This is a genomic window from Streptomyces sp. NPDC104381, assembly GCF_055583745.1.
The window spans coordinates 1,094,245-1,117,703 of sequence record NZ_JBVJNK010000001.1; the positions used below are offsets into that span (position 1 = coordinate 1,094,245).

Sequence of the window (23,459 nt, forward strand, 5' to 3'; positions counted from 1 at the left end):
GGGCCGGACACCCCTGTGTCCGGTCCCGTACATGACCAGTGAAGTTATCGCTGATCTTCCCGGTGCATCAACGAATACGGGCAAGTGAGTTCGAGGTGTGACCTGTGGGAGTCGCGTCCACGGGAGCCGGCGGGAGAAGACCGAACCTGCGGTGAACCGCTTCGCCGCGCCCTCCGTGCCGTTGCACAGGGAGTCGTGCGTCGAGCCCCGCACCCCCCACAACGCAGAGGACTCCCCTTGAAATCCACCGTTCCCACCACCGCACCCGCGTCGCGAGGAGAATCCGTGGCCACCGAAGCACCGCCGCCCCAGAGCCCTGAGGACGGCAGCCCCGTCCAGCCCACGACCGAGGCGTTCGTCGAGGCGCAGAACAGCCCGGAGTTCACCGAACTGCGCCGCTCCCACCGCTCCTTCGCGTTTCCGCTGACCATCGGCTTCATCGCCTGGTACCTGCTGTACGTACTGCTGTCCAGCTATGCCGACGACTTCATGAGCAAGATCGTCTTTGCGAACTTCAACGTGGCCTTCGTCTTCGGCCTCGCCCAGTTCGCCACCACGTTCCTCATCGCCTGGTTCTACTCGCGCCACGCCACGAACAAGCTCGACCCGCAGGCGGCGGCCATCAAGTCCCGTCTGGAGGCCGACGCATGAGCGCCGCGCACACCTCGCACGCCGTGATCCAGCTCGCCGCCTCGACGTCGTCGACGAGCGAGCACCGGCCGCTGATCATCACCCTCTTCGCCGTCTTCGTCGCCGCGACCCTGGGCATCACCGTCTGGGCCGGCCGGCAGACCAAGAGCGCGTCCGACTTCTACGCGGGCGGGCGGCAGTTCACCGCCTTCCAGAACGGCCTCGCCGTCTCCGGCGACTACATGTCGGCGGCGTCCTTCCTCGGCATCGCCGGTGCCATCGCGCTCTTCGGCTACGACGGCTTCCTCTACTCCATCGGCTTCCTCGTCGCCTGGCTCGTCGCCCTGCTGCTGGTCGCCGAACCGCTGCGCAACTCGGGCCGCTACACCATGGGCGACGTCCTCGCCTACCGGATGCGCCAGCGGCCGGTGCGCACCGCCGCGGGTGTCTCCACCATCGTCGTGTCGATCTTCTACCTGCTGGCCCAGATGGCGGGCGCCGGGGTCCTCGTCGCCCTGCTGCTCGGCATCACCAGCGACGCGGGCAAGATCCTCATCGTGGCGCTGGTCGGCGTGCTCATGATCCTCTACGTCACCATCGGCGGCATGAAGGGCACCACCTGGGTGCAGATGGTCAAGGCCGTGCTGCTCATCGCGGGCGCCCTGCTGATGACCCTGATGGTGCTGTGGAAGTTCGACTTCAACGTCTCCGACCTGCTCGGCACCGCCGCGGAGAAGAGCGGCCACGGCTCGGCGTTCCTGGAGCCCGGCCTCAAGTACGGCGCCACCGACGTGTCGAAGCTGGACTTCATCTCGCTCGGCATCGCGCTCGTGCTGGGCACCGCAGGACTCCCGCACATCCTGATCCGCTTCTACACGGTCCCGACCGCCAAGGCCGCCCGTAAGTCCGTGAACTGGGCCATCGGCATCATCGGCGCCTTCTACCTGATGACGATCGCCCTCGGCTTCGGCGCCGCGGCACTCATCGGACCCGAGGAGATCAAGGCGAAGAACCCCGCGGGCAACGCGGCGGCACCCCAGCTGGCCGAATACCTCGGCGGACTCGGCACCACCGGTGGCGCCGTCATGCTCGCCGTCATCTCCGCCGTCGCCTTCGCGACGATCCTCGCCGTCGTCGCGGGCCTCACCCTGGCCTCGTCGTCCTCCTTCGCGCACGACATCTACGCCAACGTCATCCGCAAGGGGAAGGCCACCGAGAAGGAGGAGATGAGCGCCGCCCGCTGGGCCACCGTCGCGATCGGCGTCATCTCCATCGGCCTCGGCGCCATGGCCCGCGACCTGAACGTGGCCGGCCTCGTGGCCCTGGCCTTCGCCGTCGCCGCGTCCGCCAACCTGCCGACCATCCTCTACAGCCTCTTCTGGAAGCGCTTCACCACCCAGGGCGCCCTCTGGTCGATCTACGGCGGTCTCGCCTCGTCCGTCCTCCTCGTGCTGTTCTCCCCGGTCGTCTCCGGGAAGGCCAGCTCGATGTTCCCGGACGTGGACTTCGCCTGGTTCCCCCTGGAGAACCCCGGCCTGATCTCCATCCCGCTGGGCTTCCTGCTCGGCTGGGTCGGCTCGGTCCTCTCCAAGGAGGAGCCGGACAAGGGCAAGTACGCCGAACTCGAGGTCAAGTCCCTCACCGGCACCGGAGCCCACTGACGGCCCCCGCCCGCGCGCCCGGCGGGGCCCCGTCGTAGATCTCTACGACGGGGCCCCGCCGCACCTCGTGGCAACCGCGCCCCCTCGATGTCAGGGGCCTCGCGTAGTCTCGGAAGTACCGGAACCGCAAACCGCCGACATCACCGGGGGAGGAGGCCCACAGTGCTCATCGACACCTACGGCCGGGTCGCCACCGACCTGCGTGTCTCGCTGACCGACAAGTGCAATCTCCGCTGCACCTACTGCATGCCCGAAGAGGGCCTGCAGTGGCTCTCCAAGACGGAGCTGCTCAGCGACGACGAGATCGTCCGGCTCATCGGGATCGCCGTCACCGAGCTCGGCATCACCGAGGTCCGCTTCACCGGCGGCGAACCGCTGCTCCGCCCCGGGCTGGTCTCCATCGTCGAGCGGTGCGCCGCCCTGGAGCGCCGCCCCAGGATGTCCCTCACCACCAACGGCATCGGGCTCAAGCGCACGGCGGCCGCACTGAAGGCGGCGGGCCTCGACCGGGTCAACGTATCCCTGGACACCCTGCGGCCCGACGTCTTCAAGACGCTCACCCGCCGCGACCGGCACCAGGACGTCCTGGACGGGCTCCAGGCGGCCCGCGAGGCGGGACTCACCCCCGTCAAGGTCAACTCCGTCCTCATGCCCGGGCTCAACGAGGACGAGGCCCCCGACCTGCTCGCCTGGGCCGTGGACAACGCCTACGAGCTCCGCTTCATCGAGCAGATGCCGCTCGACGCGCAGCACGGCTGGAAGCGCGACGGCATGATCACCGCCGGGGACATCCTCGCCTCGCTGCGCACCCGCTTCACGCTCACCGCCGAGGGCGACGACGAGCGCGGATCCGCCCCCGCCGAGCGCTGGACCGTGGACGGCGGCCCGCACCGCGTCGGCGTCATCGCCTCCGTGACCAGGCCCTTCTGCGGGGCCTGCGACCGCACCCGGCTCACCGCCGACGGACAGGTCCGCACCTGCCTCTTCGCCCGCGAGGAGACGGACCTGCGCGGGGCCCTGCGCTCCGACGCGCCGGACGAGGAGATCGCCAGGATCTGGAAGCTCGCCATGTGGGGCAAGAAGGCCGGTTCCGGTCTCGACGACCCCACCTTCCTGCAGCCCGACCGCCCGATGTCAGCGATCGGCGGCTGAGGACTCCCACTCCTCGAGCGTGACGACGTCCTTGAGGAAGCCGCGCACATCGAGGAACGAGGAGAGGTGCTCACGGTGCTCGTCGCAGGCCAGCCACGTCTTGCGGCGCTCCGGGGTGTGCAGCTTCGGGTTGTTCCAGGCCAGCACCCATACGGCGTCGGCGCGGCAGCCCTTGGCGGAGCAGACCGGTGCGCCGTCGGCGCTCTCGGCTGAGGTATCGGGGAAGTTCACGACCTCAACCCTAAGCGCTCGGGGGCAGCACCCCCGCGGCGCATCCCCGCCGGAGAATGGCGACGCCGAGCAGCCACGGGGGGAGCTGCCCGGCGTCGGTCCGTCGCTCCGACGGGGGATGCGGAGCGCTCCCGAATTATGCCATGGGGGCCGGGGTCAGGTGCACCGGAACGTCATGATTCATCTGAGCTCTTCTTGAGCTTCGGCGGTCCTCCGGCTCAGCCCGCGGGGTGCGGATCGCCCGGGCGGCCGGCCTGGCCGGGCTCCGTCACGGGCTCCGGACCGGCTTCCGCGGACCCCGCCACCGTGGCCGTGCCGAGAGCGGGCCGCACCGGTGCGGGCACGAACGTCGTGGGGAGCGAAGGGGCGTTCTCGCGACCGGCGTTGGCGATGACCACCGCGACATAGGGGAGCAGGACGCCCAGGGCGAGCGCCACCACGGCCACATGCCGCTCCACGTTCCACAGGGTCGCCGCCAGTACCACGGAGACCGTGCGCACGGACATCGAGATGATGTACCGCCGCTGTCTGCCGCGCACGTCGTCGGCGAGACCCTGCCGGGCACCCGTGATCCGGAAGACCTCCGTGCCGCTCTGCTTCCGCATCACGAGACCCTGCCGGGCACCCGTGATCCGGAAGACCTCCGTGCCGCTCTGCTTCCGCATCGTGATTCCACCACCAGATCTCTGTGCCGGACTTCCCCGGACGGCGCGGCTCCTACGGTACGCCCGGCGTCCGTCACCCACGAGACCGGGGCGAGCCCGGTGCGGCGGATCCCCGGGCACGGGCCCACGTACGGCCCTGTCCGGCATGCGGCGTACGTCCTACGGGCCGAGACTGGGCGGACATGCGCACTTCTGCGCCGCACGAGGAGGCGATATGAGCTGGTTGTGGGCAATCATCGTAGGTCTGGTGCTGGGTGTGCTCGCCCGGGCGATCCTCCCGGGGAAGCAGAACATCCCCCTCTGGCTGACGGTGGTGTTCGGCATCCTCGGCAGCATCCTCGGCAACGCCGTGGCGACCTGGATCGGGGTCAACGACACCAAGGGCATCGACTGGATCCGCCATGTGCTGCAGTTGATCGGAGCCGTGGCCGTGGTCGGTGTCGGGGACATGCTCTGGCAGTCCATCAGGGGCAACCGGGGCAAGCGGGAGAGAACCTGATCCCGGGCGGCGCAGCACCGCGGCCGGCCACGCGTCATGCGTGACCGGCCGCGGTGCTGTGTCCGCCCGTGTCAGCCGGCGACGACCTCGACGGCGGCGAGGTTCTTCTTGCCGCGGCGCAGGACCAGCCAGCGTCCGTGCAGCAGCTCCTCCGGCGCCGGGGCGCTCTCGCCGTCGGTGACCTTCGCGTTGTTCACGTAGGCCCCGCCCTCCTTGACCGTGCGGCGGGCGGCCGACTTGCTGGCGGAGAGCCCGACCTCGACCAGCAGGTCCACCACGGGGCCCAGCTCGGTGACCCGGGCGTGCGGCACCTCGGACAGGGCGGCGCTCAGCGTCGCCTCGTCCAGCTCGCCGAGCTCGCCCTGGCCGAACAGCGCCTTCGACGCCGCGATCACGGCGGCGCACTGCTCGCCGCCGTGCACCAGCGTCGTCAGCTCCTCGGCCAGCGACCGCTGGGCCGAACGCGCCTGCGGACGCTCCTCGGTGAGCTTCTCCAGCTCGTCGAGCTCCTCGCGGCTCCTGAAGCTGAGGATGCGCATGTACGTCGAGATGTCCCGGTCGTCCACATTCAGCCAGAACTGGTAGAACGCGTACGGCGTCGTCATCTCCGGGTCGAGCCAGACGGCGCCGCCCTCGGACTTGCCGAACTTGGTGCCGTCGGCCTTCACCATCAGCGGCGTCGCCAGCGCGTGGACCTGGGCGCCCGGCTCCAGGCGGTGGATCAGGTCGATCCCCGCCGTGAGGTTGCCCCACTGGTCGCTGCCGCCCTGCTGGAGGGTGCAGCCGTGGCGCCGGTACAGCTCCAGGAAGTCCATGCCCTGGAGGAGCTGGTAGCTGAACTCCGTGTAGCTGATGCCCTCCTGCGACTCCAGCCGGCGGGCCACCGAGTCCTTGGTGAGCATCTTGTTGACCCGGAAGTGCTTGCCGATGTCCCGGAGGAACTCGATCGCGGACAGCCCCGCGGTCCAGTCCAGGTTGTTCACCATGGTCGCGGCGTTCGGGCCCTCGAAGGTGAGGAAGGGCTCGATCTGCCCGCGCAGCCGCTGGACCCACGCGGCGATGGTCTCCGGGTCGTTCAGCGTGCGCTCCGCGGTCGGGCGCGGGTCACCGATCTGACCGGTCGCCCCGCCGACCAGGGCGAGCGGCTTCAGCCCGGCGAGCTGGAGCCGGCGCATGGTGAGCACCTGCACCAGATGGCCGACGTGCAGGCTCGCCGCGGTCGGGTCGAAGCCGCAATAGAACGTGACCGGGCCGTCCGCGAGAGCCTTGCGCAATGCGTCCTCGTCGGTGGACTGGGCGAACAGCCCGCGCCACTTCAGCTCGTCGACGATGTCCGTCACGGTCGTTTCTCTCCTCGCGGTGTTCGATGGGTTGTCCGGTCAGTCTATGGGGGTCATACGCCCCGGCTGACCGAGCTCATGTGGAAATCGGGGATCCGCAGCGCGGGCATCGCGGCCCTGGTGAAGTAGTCGCCCCACTCGCGCGGCAGCGTCTTCTCCGTACGTCCGGCCTCCGACGCCCGGGACAGCAGCCCGACCGGCGACTCGTTGAACCGGAAGTTGTTCACCTCGCCGAGGACCTCGCCGTCCTCCACCAGATAGACCCCGTCCCGGGTCAGCCCGGTCAGCAGCAGTGTGGCCGGATCCACCTCCCGGATGTACCAGAGGCAGGTCAGCAGCAGGGCCCGGCCCGTCGTCGCGGCGACCATCTCCTCCAGCGACCGCTCGCCGCCGCCGTCCAGGACCAGGTTGTCCATCGAGGGGGCCACCGGCAGACCCGTCAGTCCCGCGGAGTGCCGGGTCGTGGTCAGCCGCTCCAGCCTGCCGTCCTTGATCCAGTCGGTCGGGGCCAGCGGCAGCCCGTTGTCGAAGACCGAGGAATCGTCCCCCGAGGAGTGCGCGATCACGAACGGGGCCGACTCCAGCCCCGGGGCGTGCGGATCGCTGCGCAGGGTCAGCGGCAGCCCGGAGAGGGTCTCGCCGATCCTCGTACCGCCGCCCGGCCGGGAGAAGACCGTCCGGCCCTCAGCGGCGTCCCGGGCGCCCGCCGACCAGTACTGGTAGATCAGCAGGTCGGCCACCGCCGTCGGCGGCAGCAGCGTCTCGTAGCGCCCGGCCGGCAGCTCGATCCTGCGCTCGGCCCAGCCGAGGCGCTGCGCCAGCTCCGCGTCCAGGGCCGCCGGGTCGACGTCCTTGAAGTCCCGGGTCGCCCGGCCCGCCCAGGCGGAACGGGTCCGGTCGGGGGACTTGGCGTTCAGCTCCAGCGTCCCGTTCGGCTGGTCGTGGCGCAGCCGCAGCCCCGCCGACGTACCGAGGTACGTCGAGCTCAGCTGGTGGTGGGCGAAGCCGTACAGCTCACGGCCGCCCGAGCGGGCCCGGGCGAAGGCGTCGCCGAGCGCCGGGGCGAAGTCGGCGAAGACGTCGGAGCCGGTCTCGGCCGGCGGCTCCGTGAAGTCGGCGGAGGCCGGGATCCCGGAGACCAGCGGCTGCGCGTCCTCGGCGGGGCCCGCGCCGCGCGCCGCGGCCTCGGCGGCCCGCACCAGCGGTTCCAGGTCGTCCGCGGTGACCGCCGAACGGGAGACGACCCCGGAGGCCGTGCCCTCGGCGCCGTCCACCGTCGCGATCACGGTCAGGGTCCGCCCGCGCGTCACCCCGTTGGTGGTGAGCGCGTTGCCGGCCCAGCGCAGGTTGGCGGAGGAGCTCTCGTCCGCGATGACCACGCAGCCGTCGGCGGTGGACAGCTCCAGGGCGCGCTCGACGATCTCGTACGGCTTGCTGACGCGGCTCATCGTCCGGCCTCCTGCGTCGTGTTGAGACTGTGCTCTCCCGGGGGACGACCCCCGGACCCCCGGCCGGTTCCGTGGTTGCCGCTCATCGTCCGGCCTCCTGCGTCGTGTTGAGACTGTGCTCTCCCGGGGGACGACCCCCGGACCCCCCGGCCGGTTCCGTGGTTGCCGCTCATCGTCCGGCCTCCTGCGTCGTGTTGAGGATGTTCACGCCTCGGAAGAGGGCGGAGGGGCAGCCGTGCGAGACGGCCGCGACCTGGCCCGGCTGGGCCTTGCCGCAGTTGAACGCGCCGCCCAGCACATAGGTCTGCGGGCCGCCGACCTTCTCCATCGAGCCCCAGAAGTCCGTCGTCGTCGCCTGGTACGCCACGTCCCGGAGCTGGCCCGCCAGCTTGCCGTTCTCGATCCGGAAGAACCGCTGTCCGGTGAACTGGAAGTTGTAGCGCTGCATGTCGATGGACCACGACCGGTCGCCGACCACGTAGATCCCGCGCTCCACCCCGCCGATCAGGTCCTCCGTGGAGAGCCCGCCCGGATCCGGCCGCAGCGACACGTTCGCCATGCGCTGCACGGGGACGTGCTCCGGGGAGTCGGCGTACGCGCAGCCGTTGGACCGGCCCAGGCCCGTCAGCTTCGCGATGCGCCGGTCCGTCTGGTAGCCGACGAGGGTGCCGTCCTTGACCAGGTCCCAGGACTGCGCCTCGACGCCCTCGTCGTCGTAACCGACCGTCGCGAGCCCGTGCTCGGCGGTGCGGTCACCGGTCACGTTCATCACGGGGGAGCCGTACGCCAGCTTCCCCAGCTGGTCGAAGGTCGCGAACGACGTCCCCGCGTACGCCGCCTCGTAGCCCAGCGCCCGGTCCAGCTCGGTGGCGTGGCCGATCGACTCGTGGATGGTCAGCCAGAGGTTGGACGGGTCGACCACCAGGTCGTACGTCCCCGCCTCGACGCTCGGCGCCCGCATCTTCTCGGCCAGCAGCCCCGGGATGCGCTCCAGTTCGGCGTCCCAGTCCCAGCCGGTGCCCGTGAGGTACTCCCAGCCCCGGCCCACCGGCGGGGCGATCGTCCGCATCGAGTCGAACTCGCCGGTCGTGCCGTCCACGGCCACCGCGGTCAGCTGCGGATGCACCCGCACCCGCTGCTGCGTGGTGACGGTGCCGGCGGTGTCCGCGTAGAACTTGTTCTCGTGGACGGTCATCAGCGAGGCGTCCACGTGCGCCACCCCGTCGGCCGCCAGCAGCCGCGCGCTCCACTCGGCGAGCAGCCCGGCCTTCTCCTCGTCCGGCACGGAGAACGGGTCGACGTCGTACGCCGACACCCAGGTCCGCTCGCCGTGCACCGGCTCGTCCGCCAGTTCCACGCGCTCGTCCGAACCGGCCGCCGCGATCACCTTCGCGGACAGTTTGGCCATGGCGACGGCCTGCGAGGCGACCTTGGCCGCCGCGTCCATCGTCAGGTCCACCCCGGACGCGAACCCCCAGGCCCCGCCGTGCACGACCCGGACCGCGTACCCGGTGTCGGTGGTGTCGGACGTCCCGGACGGCCGGGCGTCCCGCAGCCGCCAGGAGGCGCCGCGCACCCGCTCGAACCGGAAGTCCGCGTGTACGGCGCCGAGCGCGCGGGCGCGGGCGAGGGCCGCGTCGGCGAGGGCACGCAGCGGCAGGGCCAGGAACGACTGATCTACCTCGTGGGCCACGCGGGCCTCCCCTTCTCCACCTCTGAAAACGTCTTCGCAGTGAATCATGGGGTCTCGCGGCGTCCCCGTGCCCCTGTTTTACGTTGCCGTGTCCCGGCCGGAGCGTTCTGTAGGGATCCAACAGTCGCGGCCCGGCGGCGCTGTCGGAGGCCGATTCCTTGGTCGAGGCCTGGTAACGATAGGTTTTCGATGTACCAGACCGCCAAGGAAAGGGTGATCCGTTGAGCCGCTCGGTTCTCGTCACCGGAGGAAACCGGGGCATCGGCCTCGCCATCGCCCGCGCCTTCGCCGACAACGGCGACAAGGTCGCCGTCACCTACCGCTCGGGGGAGCCGCCGCAGGAGCTCACCGAGGCGGGCGTCCTCGCGGTCCGGTGCGACATCACCGACACCGAGCAGGTGGAGCAGGCCTACAAGGAGATCGAGGAGAAGCACGGTCCCGTGGAGGTGCTGGTCGCCAACGCCGGTATCACCAAGGACCAGTTGCTGATGCGGATGACCGAGGACGACTTCACGTCCGTGGTCGACACCAACCTCACCGGCACCTTCCGCGTCGTCAAGCGCGCCAACCGCGCGATGCTGCGCGCCAAGAAGGGCCGCGTCGTCCTGATCTCCTCGGTCGTCGGCCTCCTGGGCTCGGCGGGACAGGCCAACTACGCCGCGTCCAAGGCGGGCCTGGTCGGCTTCGCCCGGTCGCTGGCCCGTGAGCTGGGCTCGCGGAACATCACGTTCAACGTCGTCGCGCCCGGGTTCGTCGACACCGACATGACCCAGGTGCTCACCGACGAGCAGCGCAAGGGCATCGTGTCGCAGGTGCCGCTCGGCCGCTACGCGCAGCCCGCCGAGATCGCCGCCGCGGTGCGCTTCCTCGCGTCCGACGACGCGTCGTACATCACTGGAGCCGTCATTCCCGTTGACGGCGGATTGGGCATGGGTCACTGATCACCATGAGCGGAATTCTCGACGGCAAGCGCATCCTCATCACGGGTGTGCTGATGGAGTCGTCCATCGCTTTCCACACCGCCAAGGTGGCCCAGGAGCAGGGCGCCGAGGTCATCCTGACGGCCTTTCCCCGGCCGACGCTGACCGAGCGGATCGCCAGGAAGCTGCCCAAGCCCGTCAAGGTCCTCGAACTCGACGTGACCGACGCCGAGCACCTGGAGCGGCTCGCGGGCCTGGTCAAGGACGAGCTAGGCTCGCTGGACGGCGTCGTGCACTCCATCGGCTTCGCGCCGCAGGACGCGCTCGGCGGCAACTTCCTGAACACCCCGTTCGAGTCGGTCGCCACCGCGATGCACGTCTCGGCGTTCTCGCTGAAGTCGCTCGCCATGGCCTGCAAGCCCCTGATGAACGATGGCGGCTCGATCGTCGGCCTCACCTTCGACGCGCAGTTCGCCTGGCCGCAGTACGACTGGATGGGCCCGGCCAAGGCCGCGCTGGAGGCCACCTCCCGCTACCTCGCCCGTGACCTGGGCAAGGACAGCATCCGCTGCAACCTGATCTCGGCCGGACCGCTCGGTTCCATGGCCGCCAAGTCCATCCCGGGCTTCGGCGAGCTCGCGGACGTCTGGAACCACCGCTCCCCGCTGGAGTGGGACATGGCCGACCCCGAGCCGGCCGGCCGGGGCGTCGTGGCGCTGCTCTCCGACTTCTTCCCGAAGACGACGGGCGAGATCATCCACGTCGACGGTGGCGTGCACATGATGGGCGCCTGACGCCCACCGCCCGACCCGCACCAGGCACACCGACGGCCGCGTACTCCCGGCGAGGGGGAACGCGGCCGTCGCGCGTGTCCGGCGGCCCTCCCGCCGCTCAAGTCGAAAAGATGGCCGTCCCACCGCAGAATGTGGTGGAACCGGACTTCTGGTCAGGCTGTGGGGAGGAGATCGTCGTGCGCTCCACACGTCACCGAACCTGGGCCCTGCTCGCGGCGGCGGCCGTCGTCGCCGGGCTGCTGGCCCCCGTGGCCGTGAGCGCGGCCAACCGGGCCGGTGGCGGGGCGGCAGCGCCCCTCACCCCGGAACCCGAACCCTCGGGCGCCGAATGCCGTACGTCGGTCGAGGGATCCCGGGTGGTCGCCTACTGCCACAACCCGTACCCCAGCACCGATCTCGTCCGGCTCCACACCGAGTGCACGCGCTGGTGGGACGTGGACGCCGACGGCGCGGAGGTCGCGGTCCAGCCGGGCCGGACGGTCAAGCTCGAGGACCGCTGCTGGAAAGAGGTCGGCTCGGCCTGGGTCAGCCACTCGGTGTCCTGACCCGTGGTGAGGGCCTCAGACCCGCTCCCGCAGGCAGTCCAGGGCGTGAGCCGCCGCCTCGGCGGCCGCCGTCTCCGCGTCACCCGCACGGATCGCCTCCACGAGCCGCGCGTGGTCCATGAGCGCCTGCGGGCCGAGCTTCGGGCCCACGTCGTCGCGCAGGTAGTCGCGGAGCAGGTCGTTCAGGTCGGCGTAGAGCTCCGTCAGCACGTCGTTGTGCGAGGCGGCCACCACCGCCAGGTGGAGGGTCGCGTCGGCCGCCACGAACGCCTCCGCGTCCCCGGACGCCCAGGTCTCCTCACGGCGCGCCATCAGCGTGTCCAGCTGCCGCAGATCCTTGTCCGTACGCCGCAGGGCCGCGAGGCGGGCCGCCGAGGACTCCAGTGTGGAGCGCAGCTCGGCGACGTGCCGGGGATCGGCGTCCGCGAACCGGCGGTGCATCACCCCGGCCAGCTCACTGGTCGCCACCACATACGTGCCGGAGCCCTGGCGGATGTCCAGCAGCCCGTTGTGCGCCAGGGCGCGCACCGCCTCGCGCACCGTGTTGCGCGCCACCCCCAACTGCTCGACCAGCTCGGGCTCGGTCGGGATCCGTGAGCCCACCGGCCACTCACCCGAGGTGATCTGGTTCCTCAGCTGGGCAATCACCTGGTCGGCGAGAGCCGAACGCCGCGTGGACGTCAGCGCCATGGTGCTCCTTGGTCGGTGCGAGGGCGGTCCGGGTGGTCCGTCCCACGGAGAGAGCGGAGTGGACAGCCAATCATCCCATGATTCTATGATGGGTCCCATGCGTCACGACGAGACCCCGACCCTGAGCCCTCCCGGCACCCCCGGCACCCGAGCACCCGAAGGCCCCGCGCCCGGACCCTCGCCCTGGATGCTGCGGATCGTCACCGTCGGCCTGGTCCTCGCCGCGCTCAACCTCCGGCCCGCCATCACCAGCCTCGGCCCGCTCCTCGAAGAGGTCCGCGACACCCTGCACATGAGCGGCAGCGTCGCCGGCGTCCTCACCTCGGTGCCGCCGCTCTGCTTCGCGGTGTTCGGCTTCATGGCGCCACGGCTGGCCCGCAGGTTCGGCGCCGGCGCCGTCGTCTGCGCGGGCATGGTGGCCATCGCCGCCGGCCTGCTGCTCCGCCCCTTCGTCGGCGGAACCGCCGGTTTCCTGGCCGCCAGCGCCCTCGCCCTGATGGGCATCGCGGTCAGCAACGTCCTGATGCCCGTCATCGTCAAGCGCTGGTTCCCCGACCGGGTCGGCACCATGACCGGCCTCTACTCGATGGCCCTGGCGCTCGGCACCGCCCTCGCCGCCGCGCTCACCGTGCCCCTCACGGACGCGCTGGGCGGCAGCTGGAAGACCGGACTGGCCGTCTGGGCCGCACTCGCGGTGGTCGCGATCCTGCCCTGGCTCGCGCTCGTACGGGACCGGGGCCCCAACTCGGAACAGCCCGCCGGGCAGGCGCGCAACCAGGCTTCCGCGCTGCGGATCACCCGCAGCCGTACGTCCTGGGCCCTCGCCTGCTTCTTCGGCCTCCAGGCCACGGCGGCGTACATCACCATGGGCTGGATCCCGCAGATCTTCCGCGACGCGGGCATCCCGGCCGGCACCGCGGGCGTCCTGCTCGCCGTGATCATGGCCATGGGCGTGCCCCTCGCCTTCGTCATCCCCCGGGTCGCCTCCCGGCTGCGTACCCAGGGACCGATCGTCCTCGTCCTCAGCGGCTGCGGTCTCGCCGGCTACGCGGGCCTCTACCTGGCCCCGGCCGGTGGCGCCTGGCTCTGGGCCCTGCTGCTGGGCATCGCCAACTGCGCCTTCCCGCTCGCCCTCACCATGATCGGTATGCGTTCACGGAGCGGTGCGGGCGTCGTCAGGCTCTCCGCCTTCGCGCAGTCCACCGGCTACCTGCTCTCGATCCCCGGCCCCCTGCTCGTCGGCGTGCTCTACCAGCACAGCGGCGGCTGGGGCCTGCCGCTCACCCTCATGGCGGCCCTCCTCGTGCCGCAGACGATCGCGGGCATGCTCGCGGGGCGGGACCGGACGATCGAGGACGAATGCTGAGATGCGAGACTGTGCGCATGCCAGTGCTCGATCCGAATCCCCAGAACGGCCAGAAGAAGCTTCTCCTCGTCTTCGGGGCGATGCTTCTCATCTCCGTGATCATCGGTGTGATCGCCACGATCGCCTCCCCCTGACCCCCGGGGGTGGGGCTGGCCCCCCTGTCCCCTAGGGGGTCAGGTTCAGGGTCGAGTGGGTGGGTCACCGGATGGGCCCGCCGCCGGCCGGCCCGTAGGTTCTGGGTGACACAGCCGAGGACCCACGGAGGCGGACATGCCGGCCCGTACGCACACCCGGACCCACCGCCCCGCCACGGACACCGTCGAGGTCCGGCTGCCGTGGTGGGCCGTCGCGCTGCCCGCCGTCGCCTTCGCCGCGCTCCTCCTGCTGATCGTGGAACCCGGCCAGGCGCACGCTGCCGCGGCCGACCCCGCCGTCGGGCGGCTGCTCGGGCACATCCTGGGACTGCTGCCCGCCTGACCGGCGCCGTACACCCCCTGCGGCCCGTCCTTCACCCCCGGTGAGTGAGCACGTCAACTCCCTGCGCCCGACGGCACAATTCGTGCGAAGCTGAGGTGTATGAGCGCCGATACACCTCGCAGGATCGTCCTTCTCAGGCACGCAAAGGCGGAATGGTCGCAGGAGTCCGACCACGAGCGGCCACTGGCGGAACGGGGCAGGAAGGACGCCCCCGTCGCCGGCCGCAGGCTGGCCGATTCAGGCACCGACTTCGACCTGGCCCTGTGCTCGACCGCCACCAGGACCCGTGAGACCTGGAAGCTGGCGGTCCACGAGTTCGCGCAGCGCCCCAGGACCGTGTACGAGGAGAGGCTGTACGAGGCCTCCCTCGGCGAACTGATCGCGCTGTTCAACGAGACCCCGGACGACGTGCGGAACCTCCTGGTCATCGGCCACAACCCCGGCATGCACGGTGCCGCGGACGCGCTCTCCGGCGGGGCCGAGGGCGATGCGCTCGCCCGTATGACCAGGGACGGCTTCCCGACGGCCGCCTACGCGGTCGTGGAGTTCCCCGGCTCCTGGAAGGGCCTGGAGCACGGTGTGGGCAAGCTCGTCGAGTACTGGACGCCGAACGACTGACGACCGGGCACGACCTACGACGCAGGACGGACGAAGGGGCGCCGGCAGCTGTGGGCCGGCGCCCCTTCGCGTCGTACGACGTGCCGTGCTCCGTACGGAAACCCGCCGGTCAGTCCACCACGACGCCGTCGGCGGTCTCGACCTCCTCGCGGGTGATCCCGAGCAGATACAGCACGGTGTCCAGGAACGGGACGTTCACCGCCGTGTGGGCGGCCTGCCTGACGACCGGCTTGGCGTTGAAGGCGACCCCCAGGCCCGCGGTGTTCAGCATGTCGAGATCGTTGGCACCGTCGCCGATCGCCACCGTCTGCGCCAGCGGCACCCCCGCCTGCTCGGCGAAGCTCCGCAGCAGCCGGGCCTTGCCCGCCCGGTCCACGATGTCGCCCACGACCCGGCCGGTGAGCTTGCCGTCGACGACCTCCAGCGTGTTGGCGGAGGCGAAGTCGAGCCCGAGGCGCTCCTTGAGGTCGTCCGTGACCTGGGTGAACCCTCCCGAGACGACGCCCACTTGGTACCCGAGCCGCTTCAGCGTGCGGATGAGGGTGCGGGCGCCGGGGGTCAGCCGGACCTCGGCCCGCACCTTGTCCACCACCGACACGTCGAGCCCGGCCAGCAGCCGTACGCGTGCGTGCAGGGACTGCTCGAAGTCGAGCTCGCCGCGCATCGCCTGCTCGGTCACCGCGGCGACCTCGGCCTCGCAGCCGGCATGGGCCGCGAAGAGCTCGATGACCTCGTCCTGGATGAGCGTCGAGTCCACGTCCATGACGACCAGCCGCTGCGCGCGGCGGCTCAGCCCGGCCGACATGACGGCGATGTCGACGCCGATGTCGGCGGACTCCGTCGCCAGCGCGGTCCGCAGCTCCTCGGTCGCGGTGCCGGACACCGCGAACTCGACGGCCGTGACCGGGTACTTCGCCAGCCGGAAGATCCGGTCGATGTTGCCGCCGGTGGAGGTGATCCTGGCCGCTATGGCGGCCGTGGACTCCGCGGTCAGCGGGTGCCCCAGGACGGTCACATGGGAACGGCCGTAGCCGCGGGGACGGTTGTCGCCCGTACCCGAGATGATCTCGGCCTGAAGCTTCAGCGACTCGGCCCAGCTGTGCACGGTCGCCCGGAGGTCGCCCTCCGTCGTGCCGCCGGGCTCCGGGGAGGTCACCAGGGCGCACAGCACGATGCGGCCACGGGTGACGACCTGCTCGATGTCGACGACGTCGACGGCGTAGGCCGCCAGGGTGTCGAAAAGTCCGGCGGTGATGCCCGGCCGGTCCTTCCCGAAGATCTTGACGAGAAGCGTGGGGGCGTCCGTGCCCCGAGGGGACTCCGGGGGCTCGGGAGACCGGGGAGACCGAGGTGGCTGAGATGCGCTCATGGTGGTCCCACCGTATAGGGCCCCCGGGGTGAGCACCGAAGCCGTCCCGAGTGGCGGACAGCCGCCGGCCGCGCCCCGAAGCGGCCGCCGGCCGTACGAACACGCGCCTCGGATGGGATGCTCCGGACCCATTTCTCCCGAGTCGCGGGAGGGGATGCCGGGTCTCCGCGCCGTCTTCACGCCGCCCGGCTTTCCGTTACGGGACCGCTCCTGGAATAGTTCGCCACGATGTTCAGCATCCCTAGGCTCCCTGCGACGGGGGCGACACGGGGGACAACTAGTGGGGCGCGGAGTGCCGGAACTCGTACTGGAATTGAATGGCAGGACCTGGGCGCTCGATCCGTCCAGGTCGTACACCCTCGGACGTGATCCGCAGGGCGACCTGATGATCGACGACGCCAGAGTGTCGTGGCGGCATGCCACGATCAGCTGGAACGGCCGCGGCTGGTCCATCGAGGACCACGGCAGCACGAACGGCACCTATGTGCAGGGCCGTCGTATCCAGCAGATGGAGATCGCCCCGGGGACCTCGGTCCATCTGGGCAACGCCACCGACGGCCCGCGCCTGGACCTCACCGCCGCCGCGGGCGCCGGAGTCCACGGCGGACCGGCGGCGGGGGCCCAGCAGCAGGCGCCCGTGCCTCCCGCGCAGGCGCAGCACGCCCCGGCGCAGCCCCAGCCGCAGCACGCCCCGGCGCAGCAGCCGCAGCAGGGCGCCGGCGGCTGGGCCGGCGGCCCGGCGCAACCGCAGCAGGCCTGGCAGCAGCAGGCGCCGCAGATGCAGCAGAACCCTCCGGTCCCGCACCAGCAGGGCCACGCCGGCCCGCCCGGAGCGGGCGCGCACGGTGGCGCCGCCGGGGCACCCCCGGTCTACGGCGACCGCAGCCCGACCACGTTCCACCAGCTGGACCTCGGCCGGGTCATGCGCATCGGTCGCGCGCTGGAGAACGAGCTGGTCGTCTCCGACCTCCAGGTCTCGCGTCTGCACGCCGAATTCCGGGCGACGCCCGACGGCCGCTTCGAGATCCGTGACCTCGGTTCCCACAACGGCACCTACGTCAACGGCCAGCCGCTCAGCAAGTCCGGCTCCGCGCTCATCGGCCCGAACGACATCGTCGGCGTCGGCCACTCGACCTTCCGGCTGGTCGGGGACCGGCTGGAAGAGTTCGTCGACACCGGTGAGGTCTCCTTCTCGGCCCGCCACCTCACGGTCACGGTCGACGGCGGCAAGGACATCCTCAAGGACGTCTCGTTCGGCGTCCCCGAGAAGTCCCTCATCGCCGTCATCGGCCCGTCGGGCTCCGGCAAGTCCACCCTGCTCAAGGCGCTCACCGGCTACCGGCCCGCCAACCAGGGCGACGTCCTCTACGACAACCGGAACCTGTACAAGCAGTTCGCCGAGCTGAGGCAGCGCATCGGCCTGGTCCCGCAGGACGACATCCTGCACAAGGAACTCACGGTCACCAGGGCGCTGCGTTACGCCGCCAAGCTCCGCTTCCCCGCGGACACCACCGAGGCGGAGCGCACCGCCCGGATCCACGAGGTCCTCGCCGAGCTCAAGCTCGACATCCACAAGGACAAGAAGATCACCTCGCTCTCCGGGGGCCAGCGCAAGCGTGTATCGGTCGCCCTGGAGCTGCTGACCAAGCCGTCGCTGATCTTCCTGGACGAGCCGACCTCCGGCCTCGACCCCGGCATGGACCGCGACGTCATGCAGCTGCTGCGCGGCCTGGCCGACGACGGCCGTACGGTGCTCGTGGTCACGCACTCCGTGGCCGAGCTGGCCATCTGCGACAAGCTCCTGGTGATGGCGCCCGGCGGCTCCGTCGCCTACTTCGGCCCTCCTGAGGAGGCGCTGAACTTCTTCGGCTACACCAGCTGGGCCGACGTCTTCTCCGCGTTCGAGAACTACCGCGACTACGACTGGGCGGGGCGCTGGCGCGGCTCGCAGCACTACCAGATGTACGCCGCGGACATCGACGCCGTCGCCGTACAGCCCGTCCACATGCCGCCGCCGCAGCAGATCCGCCCGCCGAAGCCTTCGGGCTGGGCGGCCCAGCTGTGGACGCTGATGCGCCGCTACATCTCGGTGATCGCGTCCGACAAGGGCTTCCTGCTCCTCATGGTGCTGCTGCCCGCCGTGCTCGGTGTGGTCAGCGTGGTCATCCCCGCCGAGTTCGGCCTGGCGGAGCCCGATCCGCCGTCCCGCTTCAACGGCAAGGCCGGGACCATCATGCTGATCCTCGCGGTCGGCATGTGCTTCGCGGCCGCGGCCAACTCCGTGCGAGAACTGATCAAGGAGCGGGTGATCTACGAGCGGGAACGGGCCACCGGTCTCTCCCGGTCCGCGTACCTGCTGTCCAAGGTGATCGTCCTCGGTGTGATCACGGCCCTCCAGGGCGTGATCATCTGCGGGATCGGCTTCTCCACCCGTGATCTTCCGGAGGAGGGGCTGTTCATGTCCCCGGCCGCCGAGATCTGCGTCTCGATCATCGTGCTGGGCTTCGTCTCGATGATGTTCGGCCTGATGATCTCGGCGCTGGTGAAGACCGCCGAGAAGACGATGCCGCTGCTGGTCATGTTCGCCATCGTCCAGGTCGTCTTCACCGGTGTGCTCTTCCAGGTCTACGGATCGCCGGGCCTGGAGCAGTTCGCCTGGCTGATGCCGTCGCGCTGGGCGGTGGCCGCGGCCGGTACGACGCTCGACCTCGCCCACCTGATGCCGCCGTGGGACCCGAAGAACCCGACCGACCTGGACCCGCTCTGGGAGCACTCGGCCGGTCAGTGGGGCGTCAACATCACGGTCATGCTGGTCATGAGCGCGGTGCTCTTCGTCGCGGTCTCGCGGATGCTGCGGCGCCACGAGCCCGAGGTGATGCGCAAGTAACGCCGACGGGTCCGCACCGGACCCGGAAACGCCCGAGGGCGGCAACCCCGTGGGGTGCCGCCCTTCGGCATGTGCCGGCCGGTCACGCGACGCTGCGGACCGGCAGGTCTGCTATGCCAGGCCTTGCTCGGTGCGTGGCTCAGTACGCGCTGTCGACGTTGTCGATCGAGCCGTACTTGTCCGCGGCGTAGTTGGCGGCCGCGGTGATGTTGGCGACCGGGTCGTACTGGTCGTGCTTGGTGCCCTTGACGTGGTAGAAGTCGAAGGTCGGCTTGATGACCTGCAGCAGACCCTTCGAGGGGACGCCGTTGATCGCGTTGATGTCCCAGTTGTTGATGGCACGCGGGTTACCGCTGGACTCACGGATGATGTTGCGGTGCAGGCCCTCGTACGTACCGGGGATCTTCTTGTCGTGCATGATCGACAGGGCCTCGCGGATCCAGCCGTCCAGGTTGTTGGCGTAGACCGGCTTGCGGTCGGCGGCACGGCTGGCCTTCTTGGCGGAACGCTTCTTCGCGTCGGCCTTGGCCTTGGCGAGGGCCTTGGCCTTCGCCTCCGCCTTGGCGGCGGCCTTCTTCTTCGCGGCGGCTTCCTTGGCCTTGGCCTCGTCGGCGGCCTTCACGAGCTGCTCGGCCGTCGAGTTCTTCTCTATGGCACCGGCCTGGATGTTGTTGGCGGTCTGCTTGCCGGTGTAGGCGACCGGAGCGGCGGCCGCGGCGGCCTGCGGCTCGGTCGTGGCCGAAGCGTCGTCGGGGACGAGCGAGAAGGCGACAGCGGCGGCGGCCAGGGTCGAGACCCCCGCGACGGAGAGCTTCTGCGCCTTGTTCAGACGACGGCTACGGCTGGAGATGCGGGACACGGACATACAGTCGTACCTCTTCGAATTGCAGGGGGTCCTCGGCGAGGACGCGGACGGAAGAGCCGGAGCATCTCCGTCGGGGACAGATGCAATTCTTAGCGCCAGCAAAATGGCGTGGCAAAGGTGTGACGTACGAAGCCGGGTAGTGGACGGGGGTCTTGTTCATACCTCCTTGTCCGGTTTGAACCCTGGCAACTTGCCCGTTTTACGCTAACTATCCTTCTTCGTAAGTGACGTGCGCCCTATGCCTGGGCTCACATGGAGCCCCCTTCACACTCACGAATAGTTGCTGCCGTAACGCGGAGCGTAAGCGACTTTTCGGGCAGCGGGCAGGAGGAGGCGGGCATCCCCGAACTCACCGTCGGATGCCCTCCGGTCCGGGCCCGGCGGCTCCTGGGCCTAGGTCTGCGGCCCCGTACGACGGAGGTCCACAGCCCGATACGGCGGCCGTACCCCCGCCGGTACGGTGAGCACATGAGCCATCGCCCCCCGTCGGGCCTCGCCGCGGTCAGCGCCGCGCTGCTCGCCATGAGCAGGCACCTGGAGATGCGCGACGTCCTCAAGACGATCGTCGCCTCCGCCCGCGAACTGCTGGACGCCGAGTACGCCGCCCTCGGTGTGCCCGACGACCACGGCGGCTTCGCCCAGTTCGTCGTCGACGGGGTCAGCGACGAACAGTGGAAGGCCATCGGCCCGCTGCCCCGCCAGCACGGCATCCTCGCGGCGATGCTCCAGGAGGCGAAGCCCCAGCGGCTCGCCGACGTCCGCCAGGACCCCCGCTTCGAGGGGTGGCCCGACGCCCACCCCGACATGTCCGACTTCCTCGGCCTGCCCATCCAGGACGGCGACGAGACCATCGGCGCGCTCTTCCTCGCCAACAAGCGCTGCCCCCGGCCGTCGGGCGGCTGCAACTTCACCGAGGAGGACGAGGAACTCCTCGGGATCCTCGCCCAGCACGCGGCGATCGCCCTCACCAACGCCCGGCTCTACGAACGCAGCCGTGAGCTCACGATCGCCGAGGAGCGCTCACGGCTCGCCCACGAGCTGCACGACGCCGTCAGCCAGAAGCTCTTCTCGCTCCGCCTCACCGCCCAGGCCGCCGCCGCCCTCGTCGACCGCGACCCGGCGCGCGCCAAGGGCGAGCTCCAGCAGGTCGCCACCCTGGCCGGGGAAGCCGTGGACGAGCTGCGCGCGGCCGTCGTCGAGCTGCGCCCCGCCGCCCTGGACGAGGACGGCCTGGTCGCCACGCTCCGCACCCAGATCCAGGTCCTGGACCGTGCCCACACCGCCCGGGTCACCTTCGAGAGCGCCGGGGTGCGCGCCCTGCCCTCCGGCCAGGAGGAGGCGATGCTCCGGGTCGCCCAGGAAGCGCTGCACAACGCCCTGCGCCACTCGGGCGCCGGGCAGGTCTCCGTCACCCTCTTCCGCGCCGCATCGGACACCGTGCTGCGCATCACCGACGACGGCCGCGGCTTCGACACCCACACCGTCCGGCGCGCCGGACGGCATCTGGGCCTCGTCTCGATGCGGCACCGGGCCGGCGGCGTCGGAGGCCGGCTCACCGTCGAATCGGAGCCCGGCAAGGGCACCACGATCCAGATGGAGGTCCCCTGTGGCTGACAAGATCATCAAGGTGCTGCTGGTCGACGACCACCAGGTGGTCCGCCGGGGACTGCGCACGTTCCTGGAGATCCAGGACGACATAGAGGTCGTCGGGGAGGCGTCGGACGGGGCCGAGGGCGTCGCCAGGACCGAGGAGCTGCGGCCCGACGTGGTCCTGATGGACATCAAGATGCCGGGCACCGACGGTATAGAGGCACTCCGCAGGCTCAGGGAGCTGGAGAACCCGGCCAAGGTGCTGATCGTCACCAGCTTCACCGAGCAGCGCACGGTCGTGCCCGCCCTGCGGGCCGGGGCCTCGGGTTACGTGTACAAGGACGTCGACCCGGACGCCCTGGCCGGCGCCATCCGCTCCGTCCACGCGGGCCATGTCCTGCTCCAGCCCGAGGTCGCCGGCGCGCTGCTGGCCCAGGACGACACGGGCAACGGCACGGGGCGGGGGAGCACCCTGACCGAGCGGGAGCGGGAGGTGCTCGGGCTGATCGCCGACGGCCGCTCCAACCGGGAGATCGCCCGGGCGCTGGTCCTGTCCGAGAAGACCGTGAAGACCCACGTCTCGAACATCCTGATGAAGCTCGATCTGTCGGACAGGACCCAGGCCGCGCTGTGGGCGGTCAGGCACGGGGCCGCGGGCTGAGGGGGGCGCCTGTCCACCCGTACAAGTGGACGGTTCCACTCCGGTCCGAGATTCATACTGTCGGGTGTATGTCACCCGGACGGCGCATCCTCCACGCGGTGACGGGCGTTCTCCATGCGTGCTGCGGCGATCGGCCGCGGCGACGCGAGGAGGATCCTGAAGTGAAGAACCTGAAGAAGGCCGCAGCCGTCACCATGATCGCGGGCGGAATCATCGCCGCCGGTGCCGGAGCCGCCTCCGCCACGGGCCACGGCGGCGCCGGTGCCCACGGCACCGCCGTCGGCTCCCCGGGCGTCATCTCGGGCAACCTCGTCCAGGTCCCGGTGAACGTCCCGGTCAACGTGGTCGGCAACACGGTCAACGTGGTGGGCCTGCTGAACCCGGCCTTCGGCAACTTCGGCCTGAACGGCTGACCGACGCCTCGCACCCCGCCGCCGGGAGAGCTCACCCGAGCACTTCCGGCGGCCGGGGGAGCCCACCGAGCACTGCCGGCGGCCGGGGGACGTGACCGACCGGTCCGCTCCTACCGCTCCCTACCGCCCCCGCTCCTCGACGTACGCGTTGTACGCCGCGACCTGCGCCCGCCGGGCCACCCGCTCCACCGGCCGCAGCGCCTCGCCCCGGGCCGCGATCTCGGAAGCGCTCACCGCTCCGCCGTGCCCGTTCTCATGGGCGACCGCCACCAGCAGCCCCACCCGCTGGGCCAGCTCCAGCACCCGTACCGCCCTCGGCGGATAGCCCGGAGCCAGCACCTCACGCCCCCGCTCCGCCCGCGCCCGGTAGGCGTCCACCGCGGCCTCCGCGACCGGACCCGACCCGGCGACGTCCAGCCGCGACAGCACCGCCGTCGCGTCCCGCAGCGCCTCGGCGAGCTCACGCTCCGCCTCGCCCAGCGACGGCACGTCGGCGGGCGGCGCCTCCCGTACCGCCAGACAGCGCCACACCACCTCGACGTGCAGATCCCCGGCCGGCCCCGCCTCGCTCACCTCCGGCACGAGCCCGTACGGCGCCCCGGATGTGACCACCGCCTCCTCCGCCTCCAGCGCACGGGCGTTGAAGTCCGGCGGCCCGCTGAGCCCCAGCGGATGTCCGGGCACCGGCAGCGCGACCCGGAAACCGGTCGCACCGAGCCCCCTCAGCCGGCCGAGCGCCAGCGTCAGCCCGACGGGCCCCGCCTCACCCGGCAGCCCCTCGACCCGGTGCACCGCGTCCTCGCCGACGATCGCGAGCGCCGCGTCGTCCGGTGACACAAGTCCGGCCAAAAGCGCGTTTCCCCATGCGGCAAGCCGCCCTGAGCGTGGTTCCGAAAGCATGGGGACAGCCTAGGGAACGGCCCCAGGGGCTGAGCACTCTTCGGG

General features: G+C 70.7%; 24 protein-coding genes. 15 read left to right on the forward strand and 9 right to left on the reverse strand.

What is annotated here, in order from left to right:
• Positions 1-285 precede the first annotated feature (285 nt).
• From ACZ607_RS04920 to moaA, 3 genes are all read left to right on the forward strand, one after another.
• Positions 286-651, forward strand: a complete 366-nt coding sequence (locus tag ACZ607_RS04920; protein WP_469731742.1) for a DUF485 domain-containing protein — start codon at positions 286-288, stop codon at positions 649-651.
• A complete protein-coding gene (locus ACZ607_RS04925; RefSeq protein ID WP_469731744.1) occupies positions 648-2,291 on the forward strand; it encodes a solute symporter family protein in 1,644 nt (547 codons plus the stop codon). The genes ACZ607_RS04920 and ACZ607_RS04925 overlap by 4 nt, the downstream gene beginning before the upstream one ends.
• A gap of 162 nt (positions 2,292-2,453) precedes the next feature.
• A complete protein-coding gene (moaA, locus tag ACZ607_RS04930) occupies positions 2,454-3,443 on the forward strand; it encodes a GTP 3',8-cyclase MoaA (RefSeq protein WP_469731746.1) in 990 nt (329 codons plus the stop codon).
• Here moaA and ACZ607_RS04935 read toward each other — a convergent pair.
• A complete protein-coding gene (locus ACZ607_RS04935) occupies positions 3,426-3,674 on the reverse strand; it encodes a hypothetical protein (RefSeq protein WP_469731748.1) in 249 nt (82 codons plus the stop codon). The genes moaA and ACZ607_RS04935 overlap by 18 nt on opposite strands.
• A gap of 218 nt (positions 3,675-3,892) precedes the next feature.
• The gene (locus tag ACZ607_RS04940; protein ID WP_469731873.1) at positions 3,893-4,279 is read right to left on the reverse strand and encodes a DUF3099 domain-containing protein; all 387 of its coding nucleotides are present in this window, start codon (positions 4,277-4,279) and stop codon (positions 3,893-3,895) included.
• A 274-nt stretch (positions 4,280-4,553) separates the two neighbouring features.
• On the opposite strand from ACZ607_RS04940, the gene ACZ607_RS04945 reads away from it, so the two are divergent.
• On the forward strand, positions 4,554-4,838 hold the full coding sequence (locus tag ACZ607_RS04945; protein ID WP_469731750.1) for a GlsB/YeaQ/YmgE family stress response membrane protein: 285 nt from the start codon (positions 4,554-4,556) through the stop codon (positions 4,836-4,838).
• A 71-nt stretch (positions 4,839-4,909) separates the two neighbouring features.
• Here the strand turns inward: ACZ607_RS04945 and tyrS are convergent, their stop codons facing one another.
• The 3 genes from tyrS to ACZ607_RS04960 form a co-directional block, all read right to left on the reverse strand.
• Complete coding sequence (tyrS, locus tag ACZ607_RS04950) at positions 4,910-6,178, reverse strand: tyrosine--tRNA ligase (protein ID WP_469731752.1); 1,269 nt, start codon at positions 6,176-6,178, stop codon at positions 4,910-4,912.
• A 53-nt stretch (positions 6,179-6,231) separates the two neighbouring features.
• Entirely contained in the window at positions 6,232-7,626 is a 1,395-nt protein-coding gene (locus ACZ607_RS04955) for a metallopeptidase TldD-related protein (RefSeq protein WP_469731754.1), read from the reverse strand.
• Between the two features lie 169 nt (positions 7,627-7,795).
• Positions 7,796-9,319 (reverse strand): TldD/PmbA family protein, encoded by a 1,524-nt coding sequence (locus tag ACZ607_RS04960; RefSeq protein WP_469731755.1) that lies wholly within the window; start codon positions 9,317-9,319, stop codon positions 7,796-7,798.
• A gap of 221 nt (positions 9,320-9,540) precedes the next feature.
• Here ACZ607_RS04960 and fabG point away from each other — a divergent pair, with 221 nt between their 5' ends.
• The 3 genes from fabG to ACZ607_RS04975 all read left to right on the forward strand — a co-directional run bounded on the left by fabG (position 9,541) and on the right by ACZ607_RS04975 (position 11,578).
• Complete coding sequence (gene fabG / locus ACZ607_RS04965; RefSeq protein ID WP_469731757.1) at positions 9,541-10,260, forward strand: 3-oxoacyl-[acyl-carrier-protein] reductase; 720 nt, start codon at positions 9,541-9,543, stop codon at positions 10,258-10,260.
• Positions 10,261-10,265: 5 nt separating this feature from the next.
• A complete protein-coding gene (gene fabI, locus ACZ607_RS04970) occupies positions 10,266-11,033 on the forward strand; it encodes an enoyl-ACP reductase FabI (RefSeq protein WP_469731758.1) in 768 nt (255 codons plus the stop codon).
• 176 nt (positions 11,034-11,209) lie between these two features.
• Positions 11,210-11,578: a hypothetical protein gene (locus ACZ607_RS04975; protein WP_469731760.1), complete on the forward strand. Its 369-nt coding sequence runs from the start codon at positions 11,210-11,212 to the stop codon at positions 11,576-11,578.
• 15 nt (positions 11,579-11,593) lie between these two features.
• On the opposite strand, the gene ACZ607_RS04980 is transcribed toward ACZ607_RS04975, so the two are convergent.
• The gene (locus ACZ607_RS04980; RefSeq protein WP_469731762.1) at positions 11,594-12,268 is read right to left on the reverse strand and encodes a FadR/GntR family transcriptional regulator; all 675 of its coding nucleotides are present in this window, start codon (positions 12,266-12,268) and stop codon (positions 11,594-11,596) included.
• A 97-nt stretch (positions 12,269-12,365) separates the two neighbouring features.
• Here ACZ607_RS04980 and ACZ607_RS04985 point away from each other — a divergent pair, with 97 nt between their 5' ends.
• The 4 genes from ACZ607_RS04985 to ACZ607_RS05000 all read left to right on the forward strand — a co-directional run bounded on the left by ACZ607_RS04985 (position 12,366) and on the right by ACZ607_RS05000 (position 14,729).
• Entirely contained in the window at positions 12,366-13,634 is a 1,269-nt protein-coding gene (locus ACZ607_RS04985; RefSeq protein ID WP_469731764.1) for a CynX/NimT family MFS transporter, read from the forward strand.
• Between the two features lie 17 nt (positions 13,635-13,651).
• A complete protein-coding gene (locus ACZ607_RS04990; protein ID WP_099175991.1) occupies positions 13,652-13,768 on the forward strand; it encodes an SGM_5486 family transporter-associated protein in 117 nt (38 codons plus the stop codon).
• A 136-nt stretch (positions 13,769-13,904) separates the two neighbouring features.
• Positions 13,905-14,111: a hypothetical protein gene (locus tag ACZ607_RS04995; protein ID WP_469731766.1), complete on the forward strand. Its 207-nt coding sequence runs from the start codon at positions 13,905-13,907 to the stop codon at positions 14,109-14,111.
• Positions 14,112-14,210: 99 nt separating this feature from the next.
• Positions 14,211-14,729 (forward strand): SixA phosphatase family protein, encoded by a 519-nt coding sequence (locus ACZ607_RS05000; RefSeq protein ID WP_469731768.1) that lies wholly within the window; start codon positions 14,211-14,213, stop codon positions 14,727-14,729.
• A 109-nt stretch (positions 14,730-14,838) separates the two neighbouring features.
• On the opposite strand, the gene serB is transcribed toward ACZ607_RS05000, so the two are convergent.
• The gene (serB, locus tag ACZ607_RS05005) at positions 14,839-16,098 is read right to left on the reverse strand and encodes a phosphoserine phosphatase SerB (RefSeq protein ID WP_469731774.1); all 1,260 of its coding nucleotides are present in this window, start codon (positions 16,096-16,098) and stop codon (positions 14,839-14,841) included.
• Positions 16,099-16,378: 280 nt separating this feature from the next.
• Between serB and ACZ607_RS05010 the strand changes: the two genes are divergently transcribed.
• Positions 16,379-18,985: an ABC transporter ATP-binding protein/permease gene (locus ACZ607_RS05010; protein ID WP_469731776.1), complete on the forward strand. Its 2,607-nt coding sequence runs from the start codon at positions 16,379-16,381 to the stop codon at positions 18,983-18,985.
• 139 nt (positions 18,986-19,124) lie between these two features.
• On the opposite strand, the gene ACZ607_RS05015 is transcribed toward ACZ607_RS05010, so the two are convergent.
• Positions 19,125-19,850 (reverse strand): transglycosylase SLT domain-containing protein, encoded by a 726-nt coding sequence (locus ACZ607_RS05015; protein WP_469731778.1) that lies wholly within the window; start codon positions 19,848-19,850, stop codon positions 19,125-19,127.
• A 468-nt stretch (positions 19,851-20,318) separates the two neighbouring features.
• Here ACZ607_RS05015 and ACZ607_RS05020 point away from each other — a divergent pair, with 468 nt between their 5' ends.
• The 3 genes from ACZ607_RS05020 (at position 20,319) to ACZ607_RS05030 (ending at position 22,514) form a co-directional block, all read left to right on the forward strand.
• Entirely contained in the window at positions 20,319-21,464 is a 1,146-nt protein-coding gene (locus ACZ607_RS05020) for a GAF domain-containing sensor histidine kinase (protein ID WP_469731780.1), read from the forward strand.
• Complete coding sequence (locus tag ACZ607_RS05025) at positions 21,457-22,101, forward strand: response regulator (protein ID WP_099175983.1); 645 nt, start codon at positions 21,457-21,459, stop codon at positions 22,099-22,101. Before ACZ607_RS05020 ends, ACZ607_RS05025 begins: the two co-directional genes overlap by 8 nt.
• Before the next feature lie 161 nt (positions 22,102-22,262).
• On the forward strand, positions 22,263-22,514 hold the full coding sequence (locus ACZ607_RS05030) for a chaplin family protein (RefSeq protein WP_469731782.1): 252 nt from the start codon (positions 22,263-22,265) through the stop codon (positions 22,512-22,514).
• Positions 22,515-22,634: 120 nt separating this feature from the next.
• On the opposite strand, the gene ACZ607_RS05035 is transcribed toward ACZ607_RS05030, so the two are convergent.
• The gene (locus ACZ607_RS05035) at positions 22,635-23,414 is read right to left on the reverse strand and encodes a hypothetical protein (RefSeq protein WP_469731784.1); all 780 of its coding nucleotides are present in this window, start codon (positions 23,412-23,414) and stop codon (positions 22,635-22,637) included.
• Positions 23,415-23,459 lie beyond the last annotated feature (45 nt).

Bases quoted from the DNA above. Each gene is read 5' to 3' on its own strand.
- ACZ607_RS04925 (WP_469731744.1), top strand. From the start codon at position 648: ATGAGCGCCGCGCACACCTCGCACGCCGTGATCCAGCTCGCCGCCTCG.
- ACZ607_RS04940 (WP_469731873.1), bottom strand. From the start codon at position 4,279: ATGCGGAAGCAGAGCGGCACGGAGGTCTTCCGGATCACGGGTGCCCGG.
- ACZ607_RS04945 (WP_469731750.1), top strand. From the start codon at position 4,554: ATGAGCTGGTTGTGGGCAATCATCGTAGGTCTGGTGCTGGGTGTGCTC.
- ACZ607_RS04955 (WP_469731754.1), bottom strand. From the start codon at position 7,626: ATGAGCCGCGTCAGCAAGCCGTACGAGATCGTCGAGCGCGCCCTGGAG.
- fabI (WP_469731758.1), top strand. From the start codon at position 10,266: ATGAGCGGAATTCTCGACGGCAAGCGCATCCTCATCACGGGTGTGCTG.
- ACZ607_RS04980 (WP_469731762.1), bottom strand. From the start codon at position 12,268: ATGGCGCTGACGTCCACGCGGCGTTCGGCTCTCGCCGACCAGGTGATT.
- ACZ607_RS04985 (WP_469731764.1), top strand. From the start codon at position 12,366: ATGCGTCACGACGAGACCCCGACCCTGAGCCCTCCCGGCACCCCCGGC.
- ACZ607_RS04990 (WP_099175991.1), top strand. From the start codon at position 13,652: ATGCCAGTGCTCGATCCGAATCCCCAGAACGGCCAGAAGAAGCTTCTC.
- ACZ607_RS04995 (WP_469731766.1), top strand. From the start codon at position 13,905: ATGCCGGCCCGTACGCACACCCGGACCCACCGCCCCGCCACGGACACC.
- ACZ607_RS05000 (WP_469731768.1), top strand. From the start codon at position 14,211: ATGAGCGCCGATACACCTCGCAGGATCGTCCTTCTCAGGCACGCAAAG.
- serB (WP_469731774.1), bottom strand. From the start codon at position 16,098: ATGAGCGCATCTCAGCCACCTCGGTCTCCCCGGTCTCCCGAGCCCCCG.
- ACZ607_RS05015 (WP_469731778.1), bottom strand. From the start codon at position 19,850: ATGTCCGTGTCCCGCATCTCCAGCCGTAGCCGTCGTCTGAACAAGGCG.
- ACZ607_RS05020 (WP_469731780.1), top strand. From the start codon at position 20,319: ATGAGCCATCGCCCCCCGTCGGGCCTCGCCGCGGTCAGCGCCGCGCTG.
- ACZ607_RS05035 (WP_469731784.1), bottom strand. From the start codon at position 23,414: ATGCTTTCGGAACCACGCTCAGGGCGGCTTGCCGCATGGGGAAACGCG.